The organism is Dapis purpurea BLCC-M126, from assembly GCF_050015975.1.
Taxonomy (GTDB): domain Bacteria; phylum Cyanobacteriota; class Cyanobacteriia; order Cyanobacteriales; family Microcoleaceae; genus Trichodesmium.
The window spans coordinates 44,869-60,805 of the sequence record NZ_JBNHER010000209.1 but is presented as its reverse complement, the minus strand read 5'-3'; the positions used below and the strand labels follow the sequence as shown (position 1 = coordinate 60,805).

Genomic DNA, 15,937 nt, shown 5'->3' with positions numbered 1-15,937 from the left:
CTTTAAACCTGAATTATTTAATTAATAATTAATAATTAATAATTATTCGGTAAGGAAGAAGGAAGAAGGAAGAAGCTTTGAGAGAAGAAAAAACCTTAAATATGGTGGATATTTTCCCGGCTTTTACACAAACGATACCAACGGACATGATATCATGTATCAAATTGTAAACTTCCTCAGAAGTATTTCATATCAATGACTTGAGCCTTTTTATGGCTGAGTATCCAACATCTTTTTTTTACCTTGTTCTACTTAGTAGTGCTTAAGAAAATGAAAATACTATTGCGTATAGAGAAATAGTGAAATTAAAATCCCCATCCAGGTAAAAATAATTGAAAAATACCCAAGCTAAGAAAAATTTTTTTTCAATGGAGTTTTGAGAGGAAGTAGCCTCATTAGCTGAAGCGACAAAAGAATCAGATATAGAGGATTCAACAACACATAACGTTGCCAAAGACGAGTCGGCTCTTGTAGTAAACGAAAAAGCCACTCCAAACCAAACTTTTGCATCCAAGGTGGAGCTTGAGGAACATTACCTGCATGAAAATCAAAAGCAGCACCCACACAAACCAAAGCAGAATCTAAATTTTGACTTTTTTCAAAAGCCCAAGCCTCTTGCCGAGGGCAACCCAAACCAATAAATACTATACCCGCCCCAGAATCTTTAATTTGTTGAATATATTCAGCATCTTCCTCTGGAGTTAGAGGGCGAAAAGGTGGAGAAATAGTTCCAGCAATATTTAAGTTAGGAAATTTAGCTTGAAGATTTTCCTGCAAACTTTCTAAGACTGCTGGAGTTGAGCCATAGAGAAAAATACCAATATTTTCATTAGCTGCCGCAGTACAAAGATGTAACATTAATGTCGGACCATAAACCCGATCACTCAGATGAGATTTATCGGGTTTGCGTAATAAATTCATCGCCCAACGTACAGGTTGACCATCAGGAACAACTAGAGTAAATTGATTGAGGCGATCGCCATGACCTTTTGGATCGAGATAGCCAGTCATAATACCATGTACTGGCGTCGGAGCAACGGTACAAGATTGTCGTTGTTTAGCAGAGTTAATAATAAATTCGGTACAGTCGTAGTAATTAGTGTGACTAACTCCTATACCTAAAACACTGGTTTTGCTTGGAGGAGTTAAAGAAAGTGAATTTGTCATTCTTGTATCTATTTAATTAAGTTAAATTTTTAGAAGCGATCGCTAACTTATAAATATCCATCAATTTATGATAATTCTGCTCGGCAGTATATTTAGCCTCAAACTCAGCCCTGGCTTCAAAACGCATTTTTCTTAATTTTTCTGGATGAGCAAGAGCATATTCTACTTTAGCAGCTAAATCATTAGGGTCTCCTGGACGAAAATGAAAACCTGTACAACCAGATTCAATTAGGGAGGACATATTACCCAAATTACTAGCAATTACTGGAGTACCCTTAGCAAAAGCTTCAATGGCTACCCTACCAAAAGTTTCGTACCATTGGGAGGGAAAAATCAGAAATTTAGCTTCTCCTACCAAATTATAAACTTCTTGTATTGGTAGGCGACCAAGCCATTCTACATCAGGTAGTTTGGTAGCTGCTTCCTGAACTTTATCAGATAAAGGTCCATCTCCAATAATTTTCAGTGGTATCTTTCCTGCTAAAAGTTGCCAAGCTGCTAATAGAGTATCTAAACCTTTTTCTGGAGATAATCTGCCAATAAATAGAGCATAATTACCATTTCCTTCTCCCATACCTGGATCTGGATAAACAAAGTTAGGTTTAACCACTATTTTCTCAGCAGGTAAGCCAGCTTGAATAAATTTTTGCCTGGTAAAATCTGTTAAAGCAATGTAGAGATTTACCATTTTTTTCCAAGTTGAGATAGCACGGTGAAAGGTCTGCATCGCTACTACTGCTAGACTACCTACTTTACTATCTCTATAACAACCATGAACAACTCCAGGCCAAGGAATTATTTTTCCTAAGCAATCTTCGCAAACTTTTTGGTCACGAAAAAAGTAACTATTGGCGCACAGAAGTCGGTAGTTACGCAAAGTTTGTACAACTGGAACACCTTGTTTGTTAGCTGCATAATAAACAGATGGAGAAATTAGGGGAAAAAAGTTTTGTACATGAACAATATTGTAAGAATTTTTAGTTAGTTGTTGTTTAACTATTTGATAACTTTCGGTTGACCAAATTGTTCGGATACCTACTCTAATTTTACCTATTTCTGTCACGCGATTGTTATTTTCTTCATAAATATCTACTTGATTACCTTTTTCTTTTAAAAGTCTTTCCTCGGACTCACGAGATTCATCTTCCCCCCCACGAATTAGATAGCGGTTGTGAATACTGAGAATTCTCATAATTTTGAAAAAATCAACTTATACTTTCTTTATGTGCATCAATTTAATTTTATCTGTTGCTGACATTTGATTGTTTTTTCTTCATAAATATCTACATTGATTATCTTATCTATGTAAAAGTTTTTGCTCCCTGGAATTTTATAGGGGGGTTATGAATAGATACTTAAAGATACTCATTTTTATTGTTTCCTGATTTTGCATTCCCCGTAATTAAAATTTGTTGATTTTATATTTATTCATAGTTACCCTATATAAATTGATGATAAAAATCCAGATATTTTTCTACGACATTTGCTTTTCCAAACCTAAAATTATTTATTTTATACTTAATTATATCCTGGCTATAGGCATTAATAATAGCTGTGGATAAATTTTGAATAGTTTTTCCCGACAAACTAAAGTAAATACAATCTGAATCACCCACTTCCCTCAAAATTGGAATATCAGAACAAACTATTTTACAGGAAAAATATAAGGCTTCTGCTAAAGGCAAGCAAAATCCTTCACTAGCAGAAGGGCAAATAAATAACTCACAATTTTGATATAACCAGCATAATTCTGGATCGGATAAAGATGAGCTAAAGATTACGGATTTTTCTAATGATAGATGATTAACTAATTGTAGTAATCTTTGAGTTTCAGGACCTTCAGTACCAACAATAATTAATTTGGTTTTAAAATTGATTTGTTGATTCTGAATTAATAAACCATAAACTGGTATTAACAAATCTAAGTTTTTATTTTTTCTATGTTGAGCAACAGCCAAAATAAAAGGAGTATTTTCTATGATATTTGGTGATTGAGATTGGGTATTTTGAAAATCAATATAGTTATAAATTACTTTAGGTGATTTTTCTTGGTAAATCTTGGGAAAATAATATTTAAACCTAGATAAAGTGACTTGAGATACACAAGTTATACCATCAGCATTTGTGATACAAGTTTTAGTAAATAATTGATTAAATATATAATTAGGAAATCCAAAATTTTCTGGATTATCAAAGGGATAAAAATCGTGGATAGTTGCTACTACAGGGCAGGGAAAGAAAAATTTAAAAAATGGTATGGGAAAAGATAGATGAACCAAGTCAGGTTTGATAATTTTGGTTAATTTAGGTAGTTGAAAAAAAAACCAGATGTTTCTAGAAATGGAGCTATTTTTAATATTTACTGGATAAATTTTGATTTTTGCTGAATCAATTTGAAAATCTTCGAGAAAATATTTTTTTTGCCAACTACCTAACACTAAAGTAATTCTAGAAATTTGCTCAACTTCATCTAAACACTTAGCTAAATTAGCAGCATATCTACAAATACCACTAGGGCGATTAAACCTACTAAGAGCTGAGATTAAAATGTGCATAGAATAATGGATAATGGATAATTGATAATTGATAATGAAAACTATATAGCAATTCTAAATAGTCTGTGACACATCAAAAAGTAGATAAAAAACTTGACATTCTTACCTGTTGCCTATTGCCTTAAAAGCAGTAAGATTTTTGCCACGAATACGCATAGGATTGGTATATCTAATTAGGGTTTGTTCAAAAAGTCTTGTTGTTAAGGTAGGAAGTAGGGAGTAGTTAAGAGTAAGGATAAATAAGAGTTATACCAATTACCAAAAGTAATGCTATACTTGAGCTAGATTTCAATAGTCAAATAGTTACTAAGATTCAAAGTCTTTTTTTGACAATTATTAATTAGTTAGTGATTATTACCACTGCTTTTTTTCTCCCCCCACCTCCCACACTCCCGTAGGGACGTTGCATGCAACGTCCCTACCCAACCCAATCAAATATAGCAATATTTTTGAGAAATGGTATTATAGAAGAGGCGATATAAAAAATAGCAAGAGTGATTTTTCTGTCATAGTTACCCCAAAATACTAACTTTTTGAACCTGAGCTACCTACAAACTTAAAACTTGCACTTTATTTCAAACCGAAAAAGCCTAAAACCTTCATCTGTAAATTATTTTATATTTAATCAGCAAACCCTAATTATAAATTATAAATTATCAGTTATCCATTGAAATTTAACTATCCAATAGCAAAGGTAAAGAACCAATTTCTAATTTTAAACCTGATAATTTATAGCTATCTCCTGCTAAATTACTAACTTGTTTAACACCCCACTCTTGGGGAATTTTAAAATCAAATTTTTCTTCTGGATGCCAAATAATCCAACCTTGATAATTATTATCCCGAGTAAGTTTACAAATCCAGGTTTTCCGCCAATTAGAATTACAACTTTCCATCTGAGCCCCAATTAACCATTTTTGAATTTGCTCGTAAGCAATAGCAGCAGGTTTAAGAGTCTTACTATCTTCACCAATCATTTTTAACTTTAACCCAAAAGGACTATCCCAAGAATACCAATAAAAACGTTCAACTCCCGCTAACCAATTCAGAATATAAGCTCTAGCAACATAAGCCGCTCCTTTCTGTTCATCTTTAAAAGGTTTTTTCCCTAACCAACCTGCCTCCGTATTCCAAAGAGGCATTTTTTCAACTCCATATTTAGCCATTACTTTTTTGACTCGCAGAATTTCCGACAGCATTTTTTCTGGAGGTTCGTTTGGTACATAAAAATGGTAACCAATTACATCAACATAATTTTTCCCACCATCTCCTAAAAATTCTTCTAACCAAACTAAACCCTCATCAACTGTTGTCATAGATGGAGAAACTACTTTAATATTAGGGTCTACTTCCTTGAGAATTTGATAAGCTTCTTTTGATAAATTCAACATTGTCTGGGAAGTTCCAGAAAAGAAACCTTTTAAATTAGGTTCGTTCCAAATTTCGTAATAGAGAATTTTACCTTTGTAGTGGGTGGCAACTGTACGAACATAGTTACGCCAGTCTTCTATATTTTTTGGTTCGGCAGACCAACCAGGTTTATAGGCAGAGCGATCGCTTGGTCTAGCAGAAGCCCAAGGTGGAGACTGACCTAATGTTAGTAGAGGTTCAACATTATGTTTTGCTGCTATATCTATATATTTATCTAAAATTTGAAAGTTCCATTTTCCTGGTTCCGGTTCTAGTGACGGCCATGCAATAGCAGAAACCCACAAACGTAGTTGTGAAAAAGGAACCCTCGGCCAAGGTGTAAGTTGTTTAACATGAGGAGGTTGCCAGACTACATGGTGAACGTGCATCCCAAAAAAACTGGGTGGAATAATAGTAGGGGGTGGTTTGAGGTTTTGGTGATTCAACGCCAAAATACTTCCTACACTAGCAAGTAGAAATAAGGAAACAAGAATTATCCTCTTTAAAATTTTCCTCAATTGACTTATTCCTCCTAACAATTTTAAATTTTGAGTTTTAGCAAATCCTCTATAAAGTTATGGTTTTGAGGTACTAGATAAATTAATTTTTCAGAGCAATTTGAGAATTTAATAGCTTTAACTCTGCTACCATTTTCTGGCAATATTCTTGGTTAGGACGAGTAATCATACCCCAAACTGTAAAATTCCTAACTAGATTTTTTTGTATATTTTTCGGCAGATAATGTATTAATGGTGTAAGGAAATGAGTTTCTACTGGAAATATTTTACTGGGTGTTTGTACAAAATATTTAGGAGCTATTCTTTGAATTTCATTAGCAAATTCTAGTTGAGATTCCCAATTATATAAATGTTCAATTACAGAGTTACTAAAAGCTAGGTCAAAAGCCATATTTTCAAAAGGCAATTTTTTTCCATTCCCTACAACCCAAGTTATATTTTCTGGTAAATATAATTGACTAGAATAAAGATTTACAATAGTCACTTTTGGAGAAGGAAAACCAAGATTTTTGGCTAACTACAAAAAAAATAAATCTCCCCCAACATCTAATAAATTGGTTGATTCATTGATGGAAAATAACTTATAAAGAAATTCCAATCTTTGCCGACGAAAATAGATTAAAAAAGGACGATGTATTTTGTGAATATCCATTTTATTTACTTAAATTGTTGATGAATAATTAATAAAAATCATTTTAACATTTAACCTAAGTAATGTAGCTAATAGCTTCTAAAATATTATCAGCCACAAACTCAGGAGTCAGGTATTGGATGCGATCGCGAGCCATACCCCGCATTTTTGCCAAGTCTTCTTTGGTTGTTCCGAAAGCTTTTTCTAGGGCAGAATAAATTTCTTCTTGATTATCTGGACGAAATACCCAACCTGTCACACTATCTTCAACTAATTCTTCTACAGACTGACTGTAAAGACTGCCCAATACTGGCAACCCTGCTGCCATTGCCTCATTAGTAACTACACCCCACTCATCAGCTAGAGTCGGAAAGATAAAAATGCCAGCTTCAGCATAAACCTCTGGAAGTTTTTGATATTCGATATTGCCAAGAAACTTGACTTTAACATTTTCTGGCAGTGGTTGTGCTGCCAAAGTTTCCTTTAGAGTTCCGCTACCTGCTATCCAAAATTCCAGATATTTTTCGGGATTATTTTTACTCCAGTTACCTAAAGTAGTCATAAATGGTAATAACCCCTTACGTTCTACCAATTGCCCTACAGATAATAAACGATGAACCTGCTCAGATTCTTTAGATAAAGGGACAGCGAGAAAGGGAGAAATATTAGTTGTATAGGGAGCAAAAAATATTTTTTCTTCAGAAATGCCAAAGTTACGAATATAGCGTTTCCCACTATTACCATTAACAAGCACTGCATCTGCTTGGGGTAAAAGTACGCGCCTTAACTGATGTCTTAACCAACCTCTACCTTTTTCACTATATTCGGAAACTGTTGCCCAGATGATAAGTCTAGTTTTGGGATGAAATTTTCGGTAAAGTGCTGCTTGGAGACTTCGCATTCCTAGTTCCCCAGAAATTATGACATCTGGTTGATATTGATGCAGTAACCAAAGGGTATCGTAGGGGATGTGAATATATAGTGGCTCGGAAAACCCTTGGGGATGTCGCCAAGTACGTTGGAGGGTAAGATTTTTTTGAACAGTAACATTTAACCCTTCCCAGTTTGCTTGCCAACTCCGGTTAGCTTCCATTGGGGTAGAAATAAATACTTGAAATTCTGAGACTCGTTGAGCGATCGCCTGATACAAAGGCAACCGATGGGGAGGAATAAAGTTTGTTAATAGGGCAACGCGCCTAACCATAAATATCTTAGAGATTGTTTGTAAAGGAAATATAAAAAAATGAAGATAGAGAACAGGGAACAAGGAATAGGGAATAGGCAAAAAAACAATTATTTGTTATCAAGAAATTAACCGGAATTTCAGGAGTATGAATACTCATCTCTCCTCCCCTATAAATTTGTTTCAATCCCTTGTCTTATTCAAGCTTTAAAATTGAGTTGTGAAACTTTTTTCTTAATACTTATTTGACAAACAGTCTCTTAAATATCTTAACTAAGGAAGAGGGAAGAAGGTTTAAATTTACTATTTTCCATCAATTTTGTCAGCTAGAGGTTTGGGAAGGATGGAAATTTTTTTTAAATAGTTTGAAAAATTTAGTGTTGAGTGTTGAAGGATTTTAATCATTAATCCTATATCCCATTTTACCACCAAAAACACCTGCCAATAGCAACCTTAGATAAGGTAATCCCCAATACAACGGCCATAATAACCCTGCATGACGTTGGGTAAATACTTTCCATTCTTGAACTGGCAAACCTTTTGGCTGTTTAATTTTCTGTAAACGTTGAGAAAAGGTCAAATTTTGATTTTCCCAAATATCTGTTTCTGGAGGATTAACAGTACAAGTTCCTACATAATCAGGAGTTAACCAAACCGAACCGCCTGCTTTTCTCACCCGTAAACCATAGTCAATATCTCCTGTACTATGAACAAAATTAGAATCTAAATTTCCCACAACTTTAGCAGTAGATTTAGGAATAAGTACGCAATTACCATTCATGGTGTGACAAACTTGGGGTACTTCTGTTGGATTAACTAACTTATACTTGAGAGGATGCCACCAAGCACTCCGCACCATACCACCATAAGTTAGATTACCTGTTTCTGGGTCACAAGTGGAACCAACTATTACAGGGTTTGCTGCTCCTGTTTTGAGAACTTGGTCTAAAGTCGATAGCAATTTTTCTATGGCTTCCGGGTAGAGAGTAGTATCATCATTCAGCCACATATAATAGTCTTGGTCATCTTGGAGTGCTGTGGCAAAGGCAAGTCTTGTCCCACCATTCCAGAATAGTCCTCCATCCCCAGGAATAATTTTGACTTGAGGGTATGTTTGACTAATTGCCTCAGAGGTACCGTCGGTACTACCATCATCTACTAAATAAACTTGAAGTTGGATATTTTCTGGGATTTTTTGGTTAAATATTCCTCCCAAACTTGCTAAAGTTTTTTCTTTGCGGTTAAAGCAAGTCATTAATATGGCGATGGTTTTTCGTTCCATTGGTTTGTCAGTAATGGTAATTTTCTCACAGGAAATTTTACTCCTGTAAATTTTGTTGATTTTAGGTATTATACTTTGACCGTTTTTCTCCTCATATTTTATCCAAACATTAGATAATTTTGGTATTTATCTTGTGAGTGTTTTAGCACAGAGAGTTATATCATGTTCAGATAATTAGTTATCATAAATCTTATTCATTCTAAATTTACTCTTTCTCTCCTGACTACTGACTCCTGACTCCTTCCTTCAATCATGATTTATAAGTATTCAACCGAACATGATATTACTACTCAAACTGTCTTATTTTCTAAGCCTTGACTCAAGGGTTTATCAGATTATTTTTTCACCTTAATATAAACGCATTAGTTTGGGTTACTTCCACAAAAAATTATACAAATCTGTTCTGAGTTTAGCTGACAAAGAATATTTTTTATACATATTTAGGAACTAATTCATATTTTAATTTCTTTGTAGCTCCCATATTCTACATTTCGAGGTCTTACTGTATAGCAACTACCAAACTGATATTGGCTTGGTAAATAGTGAACCGTCAGAGATTTTTGAGAATAATTCAAGTCTTGAGTAGGTAAGGCATCATTAATTGTATGGGAGTTCCAAAATAGTACATCTCCTTTTTTCAAAGCAGGAGCATTAATTTTATTGTAATGACTATCTACATAGCTACAGATAAGCTAAACATCTACTCTTAATAAAATTAAGTATCGTTTTTTTACTCACCCACCAGTTAACATTTAATATTTTTCTCAATTGGGTTTAAACTCAAATTTATAACCAAACTTATTGATGTCTTCAGCGTATCTAGCACTTACTATATCGATAGTTTCTGGAGTATAATATTCTGAGTAATGCTTAGAACTTTCTTTGTTTAGATGAGGTAATTCTATAGCTGGTAAATTACTTGCATCACGAACTTTTTTCCAATCTTCTTGTAGAGATTCATAACGACCTATGAAATTGACTACTTCCTCTCCTTTGTTATTAGTAAAAAATATATATTGAGATTTAAAATGAAAATCACTGTCTGGATCGGGTATTTGCGATATAGCTTTGACAAATTCCTCAAAAGACATTCCCGCTCGGAATAAGTTGTATCGAACAAATCGCTTTGATATCCCGTCTTGATAATCAGGATGATTATAATTGGGATCGACTTTAATTTTTGATTTGTAACATGAAAATAAACGTTCCCATGGATTTCTCACAAAACCAAATTTATAGTAATCCTGATATTTATGTAGGTTTTTTCTTTCCACTGAAGGAAAGATAAATTCATGTATGTCTTCTAACTCTAAACTATCTATATTTTCTAATTCTAGTAACTTTGCACTTATATATTTTAATGTTGAAGTAGCAACTTTAGGAATAGGAAAATAAATTACTTTATACTTATCAATCCGAATTATTGGATGTAAGGAATAAACTGCCTGATCTCGTTCTTCTAACTGCTTTTTTTTGATCCAATATATCAATTGACTTATTATTTTATTTTTTTTTAAATTTTGGATCATTAAGCTACTCCTTACTTAGTATTTTTCTTTCCATCTATGTTACTAATTTATCCTAGTTAGTTGCCTTCGTCAAGATCATAGTATTCCCAGAATGAGGGTTGTTGAGTTGGCAGGGATCGCCGGAACTGGAATCATAATTTAATAAATTTAGTTACTGTATAATTTTAATACAAAGCATTATCAAATCTTTCTGTTCGGGTGACATTCGGTAGTAAAACCCACTATAGAATGACACTATTTTTGTAAAATTTCTTGAAAAAGAGAGGAATAGCGTTGTGCTTGTAGTTCTTGGGAAAATTCTTTTCGAGCTTTTTCGCGAGCTTGATGAGATAATTTTTTATGTCTTTCTGGGTTTTCCAATACCCAAGCTATTCCTTGAGCTAGGTCTTCTGTCTCAAAAGGTTTGGCTAAATACCCATTTAATTGAGAATCTATCATATCGGGAATACCGCCAATATTAAATCCTACACAAGGAGTCCCACAGGCGATCGCTTCCATAATTGTATTTGGCAAGTTATCTTGAACCGAAGGAGCTACAAAGACATCTGCAGCAGTATAAACTAAAGCCAGAGAAATATCATCATCAAATCGTCCTAGATAACGACATTTAAAACCTAACTCTGGTGTTTCTTGTGGTTGAGAAGAACCAAATATTACTAACTGAATTTTATCTTGCCACCCTGCTTGACTTAAACTTTGTAAAGCTGGTTGTAACAGATGAAATCCTTTGCGACGATCGCTGGTTGGACTTAAAGACCCAAATAATATCAGTTGCTTGTCTTGGGGTAAGTTGAGAATTTGCCTAGCTATTTTCCGATCTATGGGTTTAAATCTTTCAAGATCCAAACCATTAGGAATCACCCTAACTGCTAAGTCTTTAAATAGGGAACTAGAACTTACACATTTAGCTAACCAGGAACTGGGTGTAACTATTGTTAAGTTTAGATTTTTCCAGGCTTTTGCTTTACGTTTCCAAACCCAATTAGATAAATCCCTTTTTTGATGGCTATGGAGAATAGGACAAGTCCCACAAGATTCTTGGTAGCGATCGCATTTGCGGGAGTAATGACACCCCCCGGTAAAAGGCCACATATCGTGGCAAGTCCAGACTAAAGGTTTTTTGAATTTAGGTAACGTTTCTATTTTAACAAATCCTTGACATATCCAATGTAAATTAATAATACTTGGATTAATCTGTTTGACTTGATTTACCAGTCGGTCTGGAAACCATTGGGGAGAGAATAATAACTTTTCTCGTTGCCGATATATTGGTAGAGGCCAAGTTGTCAGATTAGGAATAGACTGAGCTATTTTACGATTTAATTTTGCCTGTTGTAAAGTTACTGTTGAGTTATCAGTGCGTTTAGTTTGCACTAACATCTGGGAATCCAAGCCAATTTTTTGAAATCCCTGATGTAATTGATAAGCAGCACGAGCAGCACCTCCACTACTATCATTGCTATTAATAAGTAAAACAGTCATAAATCAGATATAAATGTTAATTTTCCATATTACTTGTTTCTCATCCTTCAGCTACACCAATTAACATCAGAATTTCAAATAAGACATAATTTGATTAAATTCACTTTCATTTTCATTGAATTTTTTATATAGATTTTTTTGCCAATATTTCTTTCAATTTCTTTTGAATTTTTTGGGGTAAACTTCTGGGCATAAATTTTTGATTATGTTTTTCTGAAAACTCTCGGTCTACTCCCACCCCATAAGGTTCTTTTAGAGGAAAAGACATAGGTTTAAAATTCAGATTAGATATTCCTGCTACTGGAGTTTGAGTATGAGTTGCTTCTGCATCAAAACCAATATTAGAGATTAAATTAACTGCAGGAGTAATTGTTAAACCTGATTGAGAAAAACGGCTAAAAGCAAATTGATAATCCCAAGTATCATAACCATCATAAATCCTATCTAATCCTTTTTTGATTCGGTTATATTGTTTGTCATTTCCTAAAACATCCCTGACTAGAGTTTTCATTTCTGGCATTGCCCATAACTTCATTTCCACATCATAATACTGCCATGCTCTCCGCCAAGAAGCCCATCCCCAAATCATGCCAAAATAGGAGAAATGATAACTTTGAATGTTTGATTTCCATTCTCCTAAAGTGTTTGTTCCACTAATCATCATTACTCGTTTATCTTCACGATATTTAGCAAGCAATTCGTCACAAAAACGGAAAAATGTTGGATGTGGTAAACAGTCATCTTCTAAAATTATTGCCGTTTCTACTGTCTCAAAAACCCAATTTAAACCACTAGAAACTCGTAACTTGCACCCTAAATTTATATCAGAATAATTTTTATATACTTGGCATTCCCAATCTACTTTTTCAATTATGGAACGTACTGCTTGGCATTTTTCAATTTCATCTGGTCTTTCTTTACGAGGTCCATCAGCAACTACTAATAGTTGAGGTGGTTTTGCCTTTCGGATTTCTGCAAATACTTTCTCTGTGACATCAGGTCTATTAAATACTAAAAAAGCTACAGGAGTTTGCATTTGCCAATCAACCAAATCAACCATTTTATTTCTGTTTTATTATATTAATTCCTTATCTCTTGAATCAACAAAAGTAATATTTTTTAACAATTTAATTTAATTCTGCATTGTATTGATAATTACTTTAAAAAGAATTAATTATTTTTTAGAAATCGAATTGATTAATAAATTAATTGGTACTAAAGCTTTAGTTTGCTGCATAAAAATAATTCTAGTTTTAGAGACAAATAGATGGCAGACATAGGAGGCAAATATCTGAGAAATAACAGTAGCAATCGCTGCTCCTATAATGCCATATTTAGCAATTAAAAAATAGTTTAAAACCACATTTATTACTGCTCCAGTAGCAGTAGATGCTGCCGAAAATTTAGTCAATCCTTCTGTAATTAACCAAGGGCCTCTTGCTACTCCTAATGATACAAATAATCCTGACCAAATATGTATAGAAAATACTGGTCCTGCTGCCGCATAATGATCTCCATAAATTAGAGTCATAATTTGTGTAGAAAAAAAAGTTATGGGAATAGCAAAACTATAACTTAAAGCTGCAACACTATAAAACAATTGTTGTAGTCTTTCATAGTATATTTTTTCGCTAATTTCTCTAGCTTGAACAACTTTTGGAAAGACCGACTGAACTAAAGTATTGGGAATTAAATACCACATTTCTGATATTCTGACCGTTGCAGAATAAATACCTACTGCTGAACCACCAATCATTTCTCCTAACATAATTTGATCGGTACGCATATAAATCATAATTACAATCCCAGAAATAATTAGAGGCCAACTTTCTGTAAGTAAAAATTTAGCACGTCTAAAGCTCCAAGACCATGCTTTGAGTAGATACCCTTGCCATTGATAAACTATAGCTAATCCCACAGCACCTAAAATAATTTCTGCCGACCAAATACCTGCAAATACACTGATAGGAGCTTGGACATAAATAGCCATAATTTTAACTATATTAAGTAACAAATATCCTGATGTTTTAGCAAAAATTATATATTTTGATTTAACTTGAGCCTGAAACCAAAATTCAATTACATCAAAGGCGCGAAAAATCATGCCTGTACTAATAATTGCTACTAAAAATAGAGTTTGGCGATCGTCAGGTTTAAACAGATAAATTAAACTAACTGTCAATATAGATATCAATAAACCACCAATTAGTTTTAAAACAAAAGCAGTACCCATGACTTCATCTTTTTCATGGGGCTTACGAACAACATCACGGATGATAATATTGTTCAATCCCAGAGTGGCAAATGTAGTAAATAGAGCAACCAAAGCAATAGCATAGTTTAATAGACCAAATCTTTCAGGACCTAAATAACGAGCTACCCATACCCCAACTAGAAGACCTAACCCCATCCGTAGAAATTTATCACCTAAAAGCCATGCAGTATTACCAACAATCTGTTGGAAATTTGGGCTAAACTTTTGCTTTAATCCTGCTAACTTTTTCAACATAATGATTTGATTATTTAATTGTTTCCCTGTTGTTGAAGTAGAAAAAAAATAATTTTGAGGTAGAGATTTTTAATCCAAGATATTGGTGAATGAGTATGTAATCAATCCAGATATCTAGTCATGTTTTTATATTTCCTTTTTTTCTGGCTTCAGCAATCAATAAATTTTGATGATAAGGAAGTTTTTTTAACCCAGGTTCTACACGAAAATTTTTCCTTGAAGTTTTAAGGGAAATCCCAACGGCTACAAATATATAATAGTACCAATTATGATTATTCTCCACTAAAGGTATTTCTGTCAGGTTGGGGAAAACTATAAAAATTAATAATAAAATAGGCAAAACTGATTCCAGATTAGACTCTCCTTTTTGAGGAGAAGTTAAATATTGTATTGCCTGAACTAAAGCCGTACAAAAAGACAAAGCAAAAGCAATAAATCCGATTAAACCTAAATCAATAATAATTTCTACAAAACCATTATGAGAATGAGGAGGAATCCAGTATCCGCCACCAGAAGGCATCCTTAATTCACCACTAATATGATTTGCTGCTGGATTATCAGCACCACGCCAAGGCTGCCAAAAACCATGAAATCCATAGCCTAACCAAGGACGTTTAGGAATTTTTTCTGCAAATAAATAAGCCCATAAAGGTGTTCTTCCTGTTAAAGTAATATCCTTGCCCAAACCATCAACAATTATAGCTTCTAAATTATTTGTAATAACAATAAATCCACTAATAGATAGGATAAGAAAAAGTACAACAAAAAATAAACTCCATTGAAAAGGTAATTTTTTGAGAAATCTTACTGATAAAACAGTGATTGTACCAATTAAAAATTGTACCTGTGCGCCTCCTGATTCTGCCATTTTCAGGACAAAAAGTGAGTACAAAACTGCCCCTATAGATAACCAACGGTTTTTAGGATTTTCAATTGCTTCTAATCCCCACAAAATAGCGCTTAAAGCCATCAAAGCTGCTAATTTATTAGGGTGGTCAATAATACCTTGCCAGCTATTTTTGGCTCTATTAATACCAATTGCGGGCTTAAATTTACTATAAAATGTACTGAGAAATGCTGTTATGACAAAACCCCATCTGAGTAAACTAGATAGCTCTAGATAAGAATATTGTTTAATAATGTAGATAGAAAAAAATGTAGTTCCTAGCAAAACCAAACTATATTTTAAAGTATAAATTGGAGTGTCAGACCAGCCAAATGACAGCAGTATTAGAAATAAATATAAACATAAACCTGGATTTTTTTGTAATAAAAGAGCTACTAAATCAAGAGAATATTTGAGAGTATATTTTAATCGTGGTGAGAGAATAAAAAGCAATGCCCCATATAACCCTAATTGAACTATCATAGATGGCAAACTTTTTGCAGGGTGAGCTAGAGCAATAGGATGAAATGTAGAAAAAGGAGCAATACCTAATCCTGGCATCATAAATAAATATAATCCAACTACCAGTTTTTCTGCTAAAGCACCCAACTTTTGATTACGACTAACTGCCAAAAAAGCTAGAAGTAGATATATTACCCCACATCCTAAAATCGGCAGTAAAATTATTGGATTTGTCAGTAGCTCTTTCATAATTAGCTACAATTTAACTCTCAAAAAAAATCATTATTTATTTTACCCTAAATTATCCTAGTTAGTAATTTTTT

At 33.6% G+C, this 15,937-nt stretch carries 13 protein-coding genes; all 13 read right to left on the bottom strand.

Annotated features, from left to right (window positions below; genetic code table 11):
* Window positions 1-348 precede the first annotated feature (348 nt).
* The 13 genes from ACP6PL_RS18445 to ACP6PL_RS18385 all read right to left on the bottom strand — a co-directional run bounded on the left by ACP6PL_RS18445 (window position 349) and on the right by ACP6PL_RS18385 (window position 15,863).
* Window positions 349-1,167: a WecB/TagA/CpsF family glycosyltransferase gene (locus tag ACP6PL_RS18445; RefSeq protein WP_426546732.1), complete on the bottom strand. Its 819-nt coding sequence runs from the start codon at window positions 1,165-1,167 to the stop codon at window positions 349-351.
* Between the two features lie 16 nt (window positions 1,168-1,183).
* Window positions 1,184-2,359, bottom strand: a complete 1,176-nt coding sequence (locus ACP6PL_RS18440) for a glycosyltransferase (RefSeq protein ID WP_426546731.1) — start codon at window positions 2,357-2,359, stop codon at window positions 1,184-1,186.
* Window positions 2,360-2,606: 247 nt separating this feature from the next.
* On the bottom strand, window positions 2,607-3,722 hold the full coding sequence (locus ACP6PL_RS18435; RefSeq protein ID WP_426546730.1) for a glycosyltransferase family 4 protein: 1,116 nt from the start codon (window positions 3,720-3,722) through the stop codon (window positions 2,607-2,609).
* Between the two features lie 674 nt (window positions 3,723-4,396).
* A complete protein-coding gene (locus ACP6PL_RS18430) occupies window positions 4,397-5,650 on the bottom strand; it encodes a GH39 family glycosyl hydrolase (RefSeq protein ID WP_426546729.1) in 1,254 nt (417 codons plus the stop codon).
* Window positions 5,651-5,732: 82 nt separating this feature from the next.
* Window positions 5,733-6,134, bottom strand: a complete 402-nt coding sequence (locus tag ACP6PL_RS18425) for a methyltransferase domain-containing protein (RefSeq protein WP_426546728.1) — start codon at window positions 6,132-6,134, stop codon at window positions 5,733-5,735.
* 33 nt (window positions 6,135-6,167) lie between these two features.
* Window positions 6,168-6,302: a hypothetical protein gene (locus ACP6PL_RS18420; protein WP_426546727.1), complete on the bottom strand. Its 135-nt coding sequence runs from the start codon at window positions 6,300-6,302 to the stop codon at window positions 6,168-6,170.
* A 55-nt stretch (window positions 6,303-6,357) separates the two neighbouring features.
* Window positions 6,358-7,485, bottom strand: coding sequence for a glycosyltransferase family 4 protein (locus ACP6PL_RS18415; RefSeq protein ID WP_426546726.1), 1,128 nt, complete (start codon window positions 7,483-7,485; stop codon window positions 6,358-6,360).
* Between the two features lie 376 nt (window positions 7,486-7,861).
* Window positions 7,862-8,746, bottom strand: a complete 885-nt coding sequence (locus tag ACP6PL_RS18410) for a glycosyltransferase family 2 protein (RefSeq protein ID WP_426546725.1) — start codon at window positions 8,744-8,746, stop codon at window positions 7,862-7,864.
* 764 nt (window positions 8,747-9,510) lie between these two features.
* Window positions 9,511-10,236 carry a sulfotransferase family protein gene (locus tag ACP6PL_RS18405; protein ID WP_426546724.1) on the bottom strand — a complete coding sequence of 242 codons (726 nt, stop codon included), beginning with the start codon at window positions 10,234-10,236 and terminating at the stop codon, window positions 9,511-9,513.
* A gap of 273 nt (window positions 10,237-10,509) precedes the next feature.
* A complete protein-coding gene (locus ACP6PL_RS18400) occupies window positions 10,510-11,757 on the bottom strand; it encodes a glycosyltransferase family 4 protein (RefSeq protein WP_426546723.1) in 1,248 nt (415 codons plus the stop codon).
* A gap of 124 nt (window positions 11,758-11,881) precedes the next feature.
* Window positions 11,882-12,817, bottom strand: a complete 936-nt coding sequence (locus tag ACP6PL_RS18395) for a glycosyltransferase family 2 protein (RefSeq protein WP_426546722.1) — start codon at window positions 12,815-12,817, stop codon at window positions 11,882-11,884.
* Between the two features lie 114 nt (window positions 12,818-12,931).
* Window positions 12,932-14,266 (bottom strand): flippase, encoded by a 1,335-nt coding sequence (locus ACP6PL_RS18390; protein WP_426546721.1) that lies wholly within the window; start codon window positions 14,264-14,266, stop codon window positions 12,932-12,934.
* Window positions 14,267-14,384: 118 nt separating this feature from the next.
* The gene (locus tag ACP6PL_RS18385) at window positions 14,385-15,863 is read right to left on the bottom strand and encodes an O-antigen ligase family protein (protein WP_426546720.1); all 1,479 of its coding nucleotides are present in this window, start codon (window positions 15,861-15,863) and stop codon (window positions 14,385-14,387) included.
* Between the last annotated feature and the right edge of the window lie 74 nt (window positions 15,864-15,937).

Coding starts and splice junctions, on each gene's coding strand:
- ACP6PL_RS18415 (WP_426546726.1), bottom strand. CDS start 7,485: ATGGTTAGGCGCGTTGCCCTATTAACAAACTTTATTCCTCCCCATCGG.
- ACP6PL_RS18400 (WP_426546723.1), bottom strand. CDS start 11,757: ATGACTGTTTTACTTATTAATAGCAATGATAGTAGTGGAGGTGCTGCT.
- ACP6PL_RS18420 (WP_426546727.1), bottom strand. CDS start 6,302: ATGGATATTCACAAAATACATCGTCCTTTTTTAATCTATTTTCGTCGG.
- ACP6PL_RS18410 (WP_426546725.1), bottom strand. CDS start 8,746: ATGGAACGAAAAACCATCGCCATATTAATGACTTGCTTTAACCGCAAA.
- ACP6PL_RS18385 (WP_426546720.1), bottom strand. CDS start 15,863: ATGAAAGAGCTACTGACAAATCCAATAATTTTACTGCCGATTTTAGGA.
- ACP6PL_RS18390 (WP_426546721.1), bottom strand. CDS start 14,266: ATGTTGAAAAAGTTAGCAGGATTAAAGCAAAAGTTTAGCCCAAATTTC.
- ACP6PL_RS18435 (WP_426546730.1), bottom strand. CDS start 3,722: ATGCACATTTTAATCTCAGCTCTTAGTAGGTTTAATCGCCCTAGTGGT.
- ACP6PL_RS18440 (WP_426546731.1), bottom strand. CDS start 2,359: ATGAGAATTCTCAGTATTCACAACCGCTATCTAATTCGTGGGGGGGAA.
- ACP6PL_RS18395 (WP_426546722.1), bottom strand. CDS start 12,817: ATGGTTGATTTGGTTGATTGGCAAATGCAAACTCCTGTAGCTTTTTTA.
- ACP6PL_RS18445 (WP_426546732.1), bottom strand. CDS start 1,167: ATGACAAATTCACTTTCTTTAACTCCTCCAAGCAAAACCAGTGTTTTA.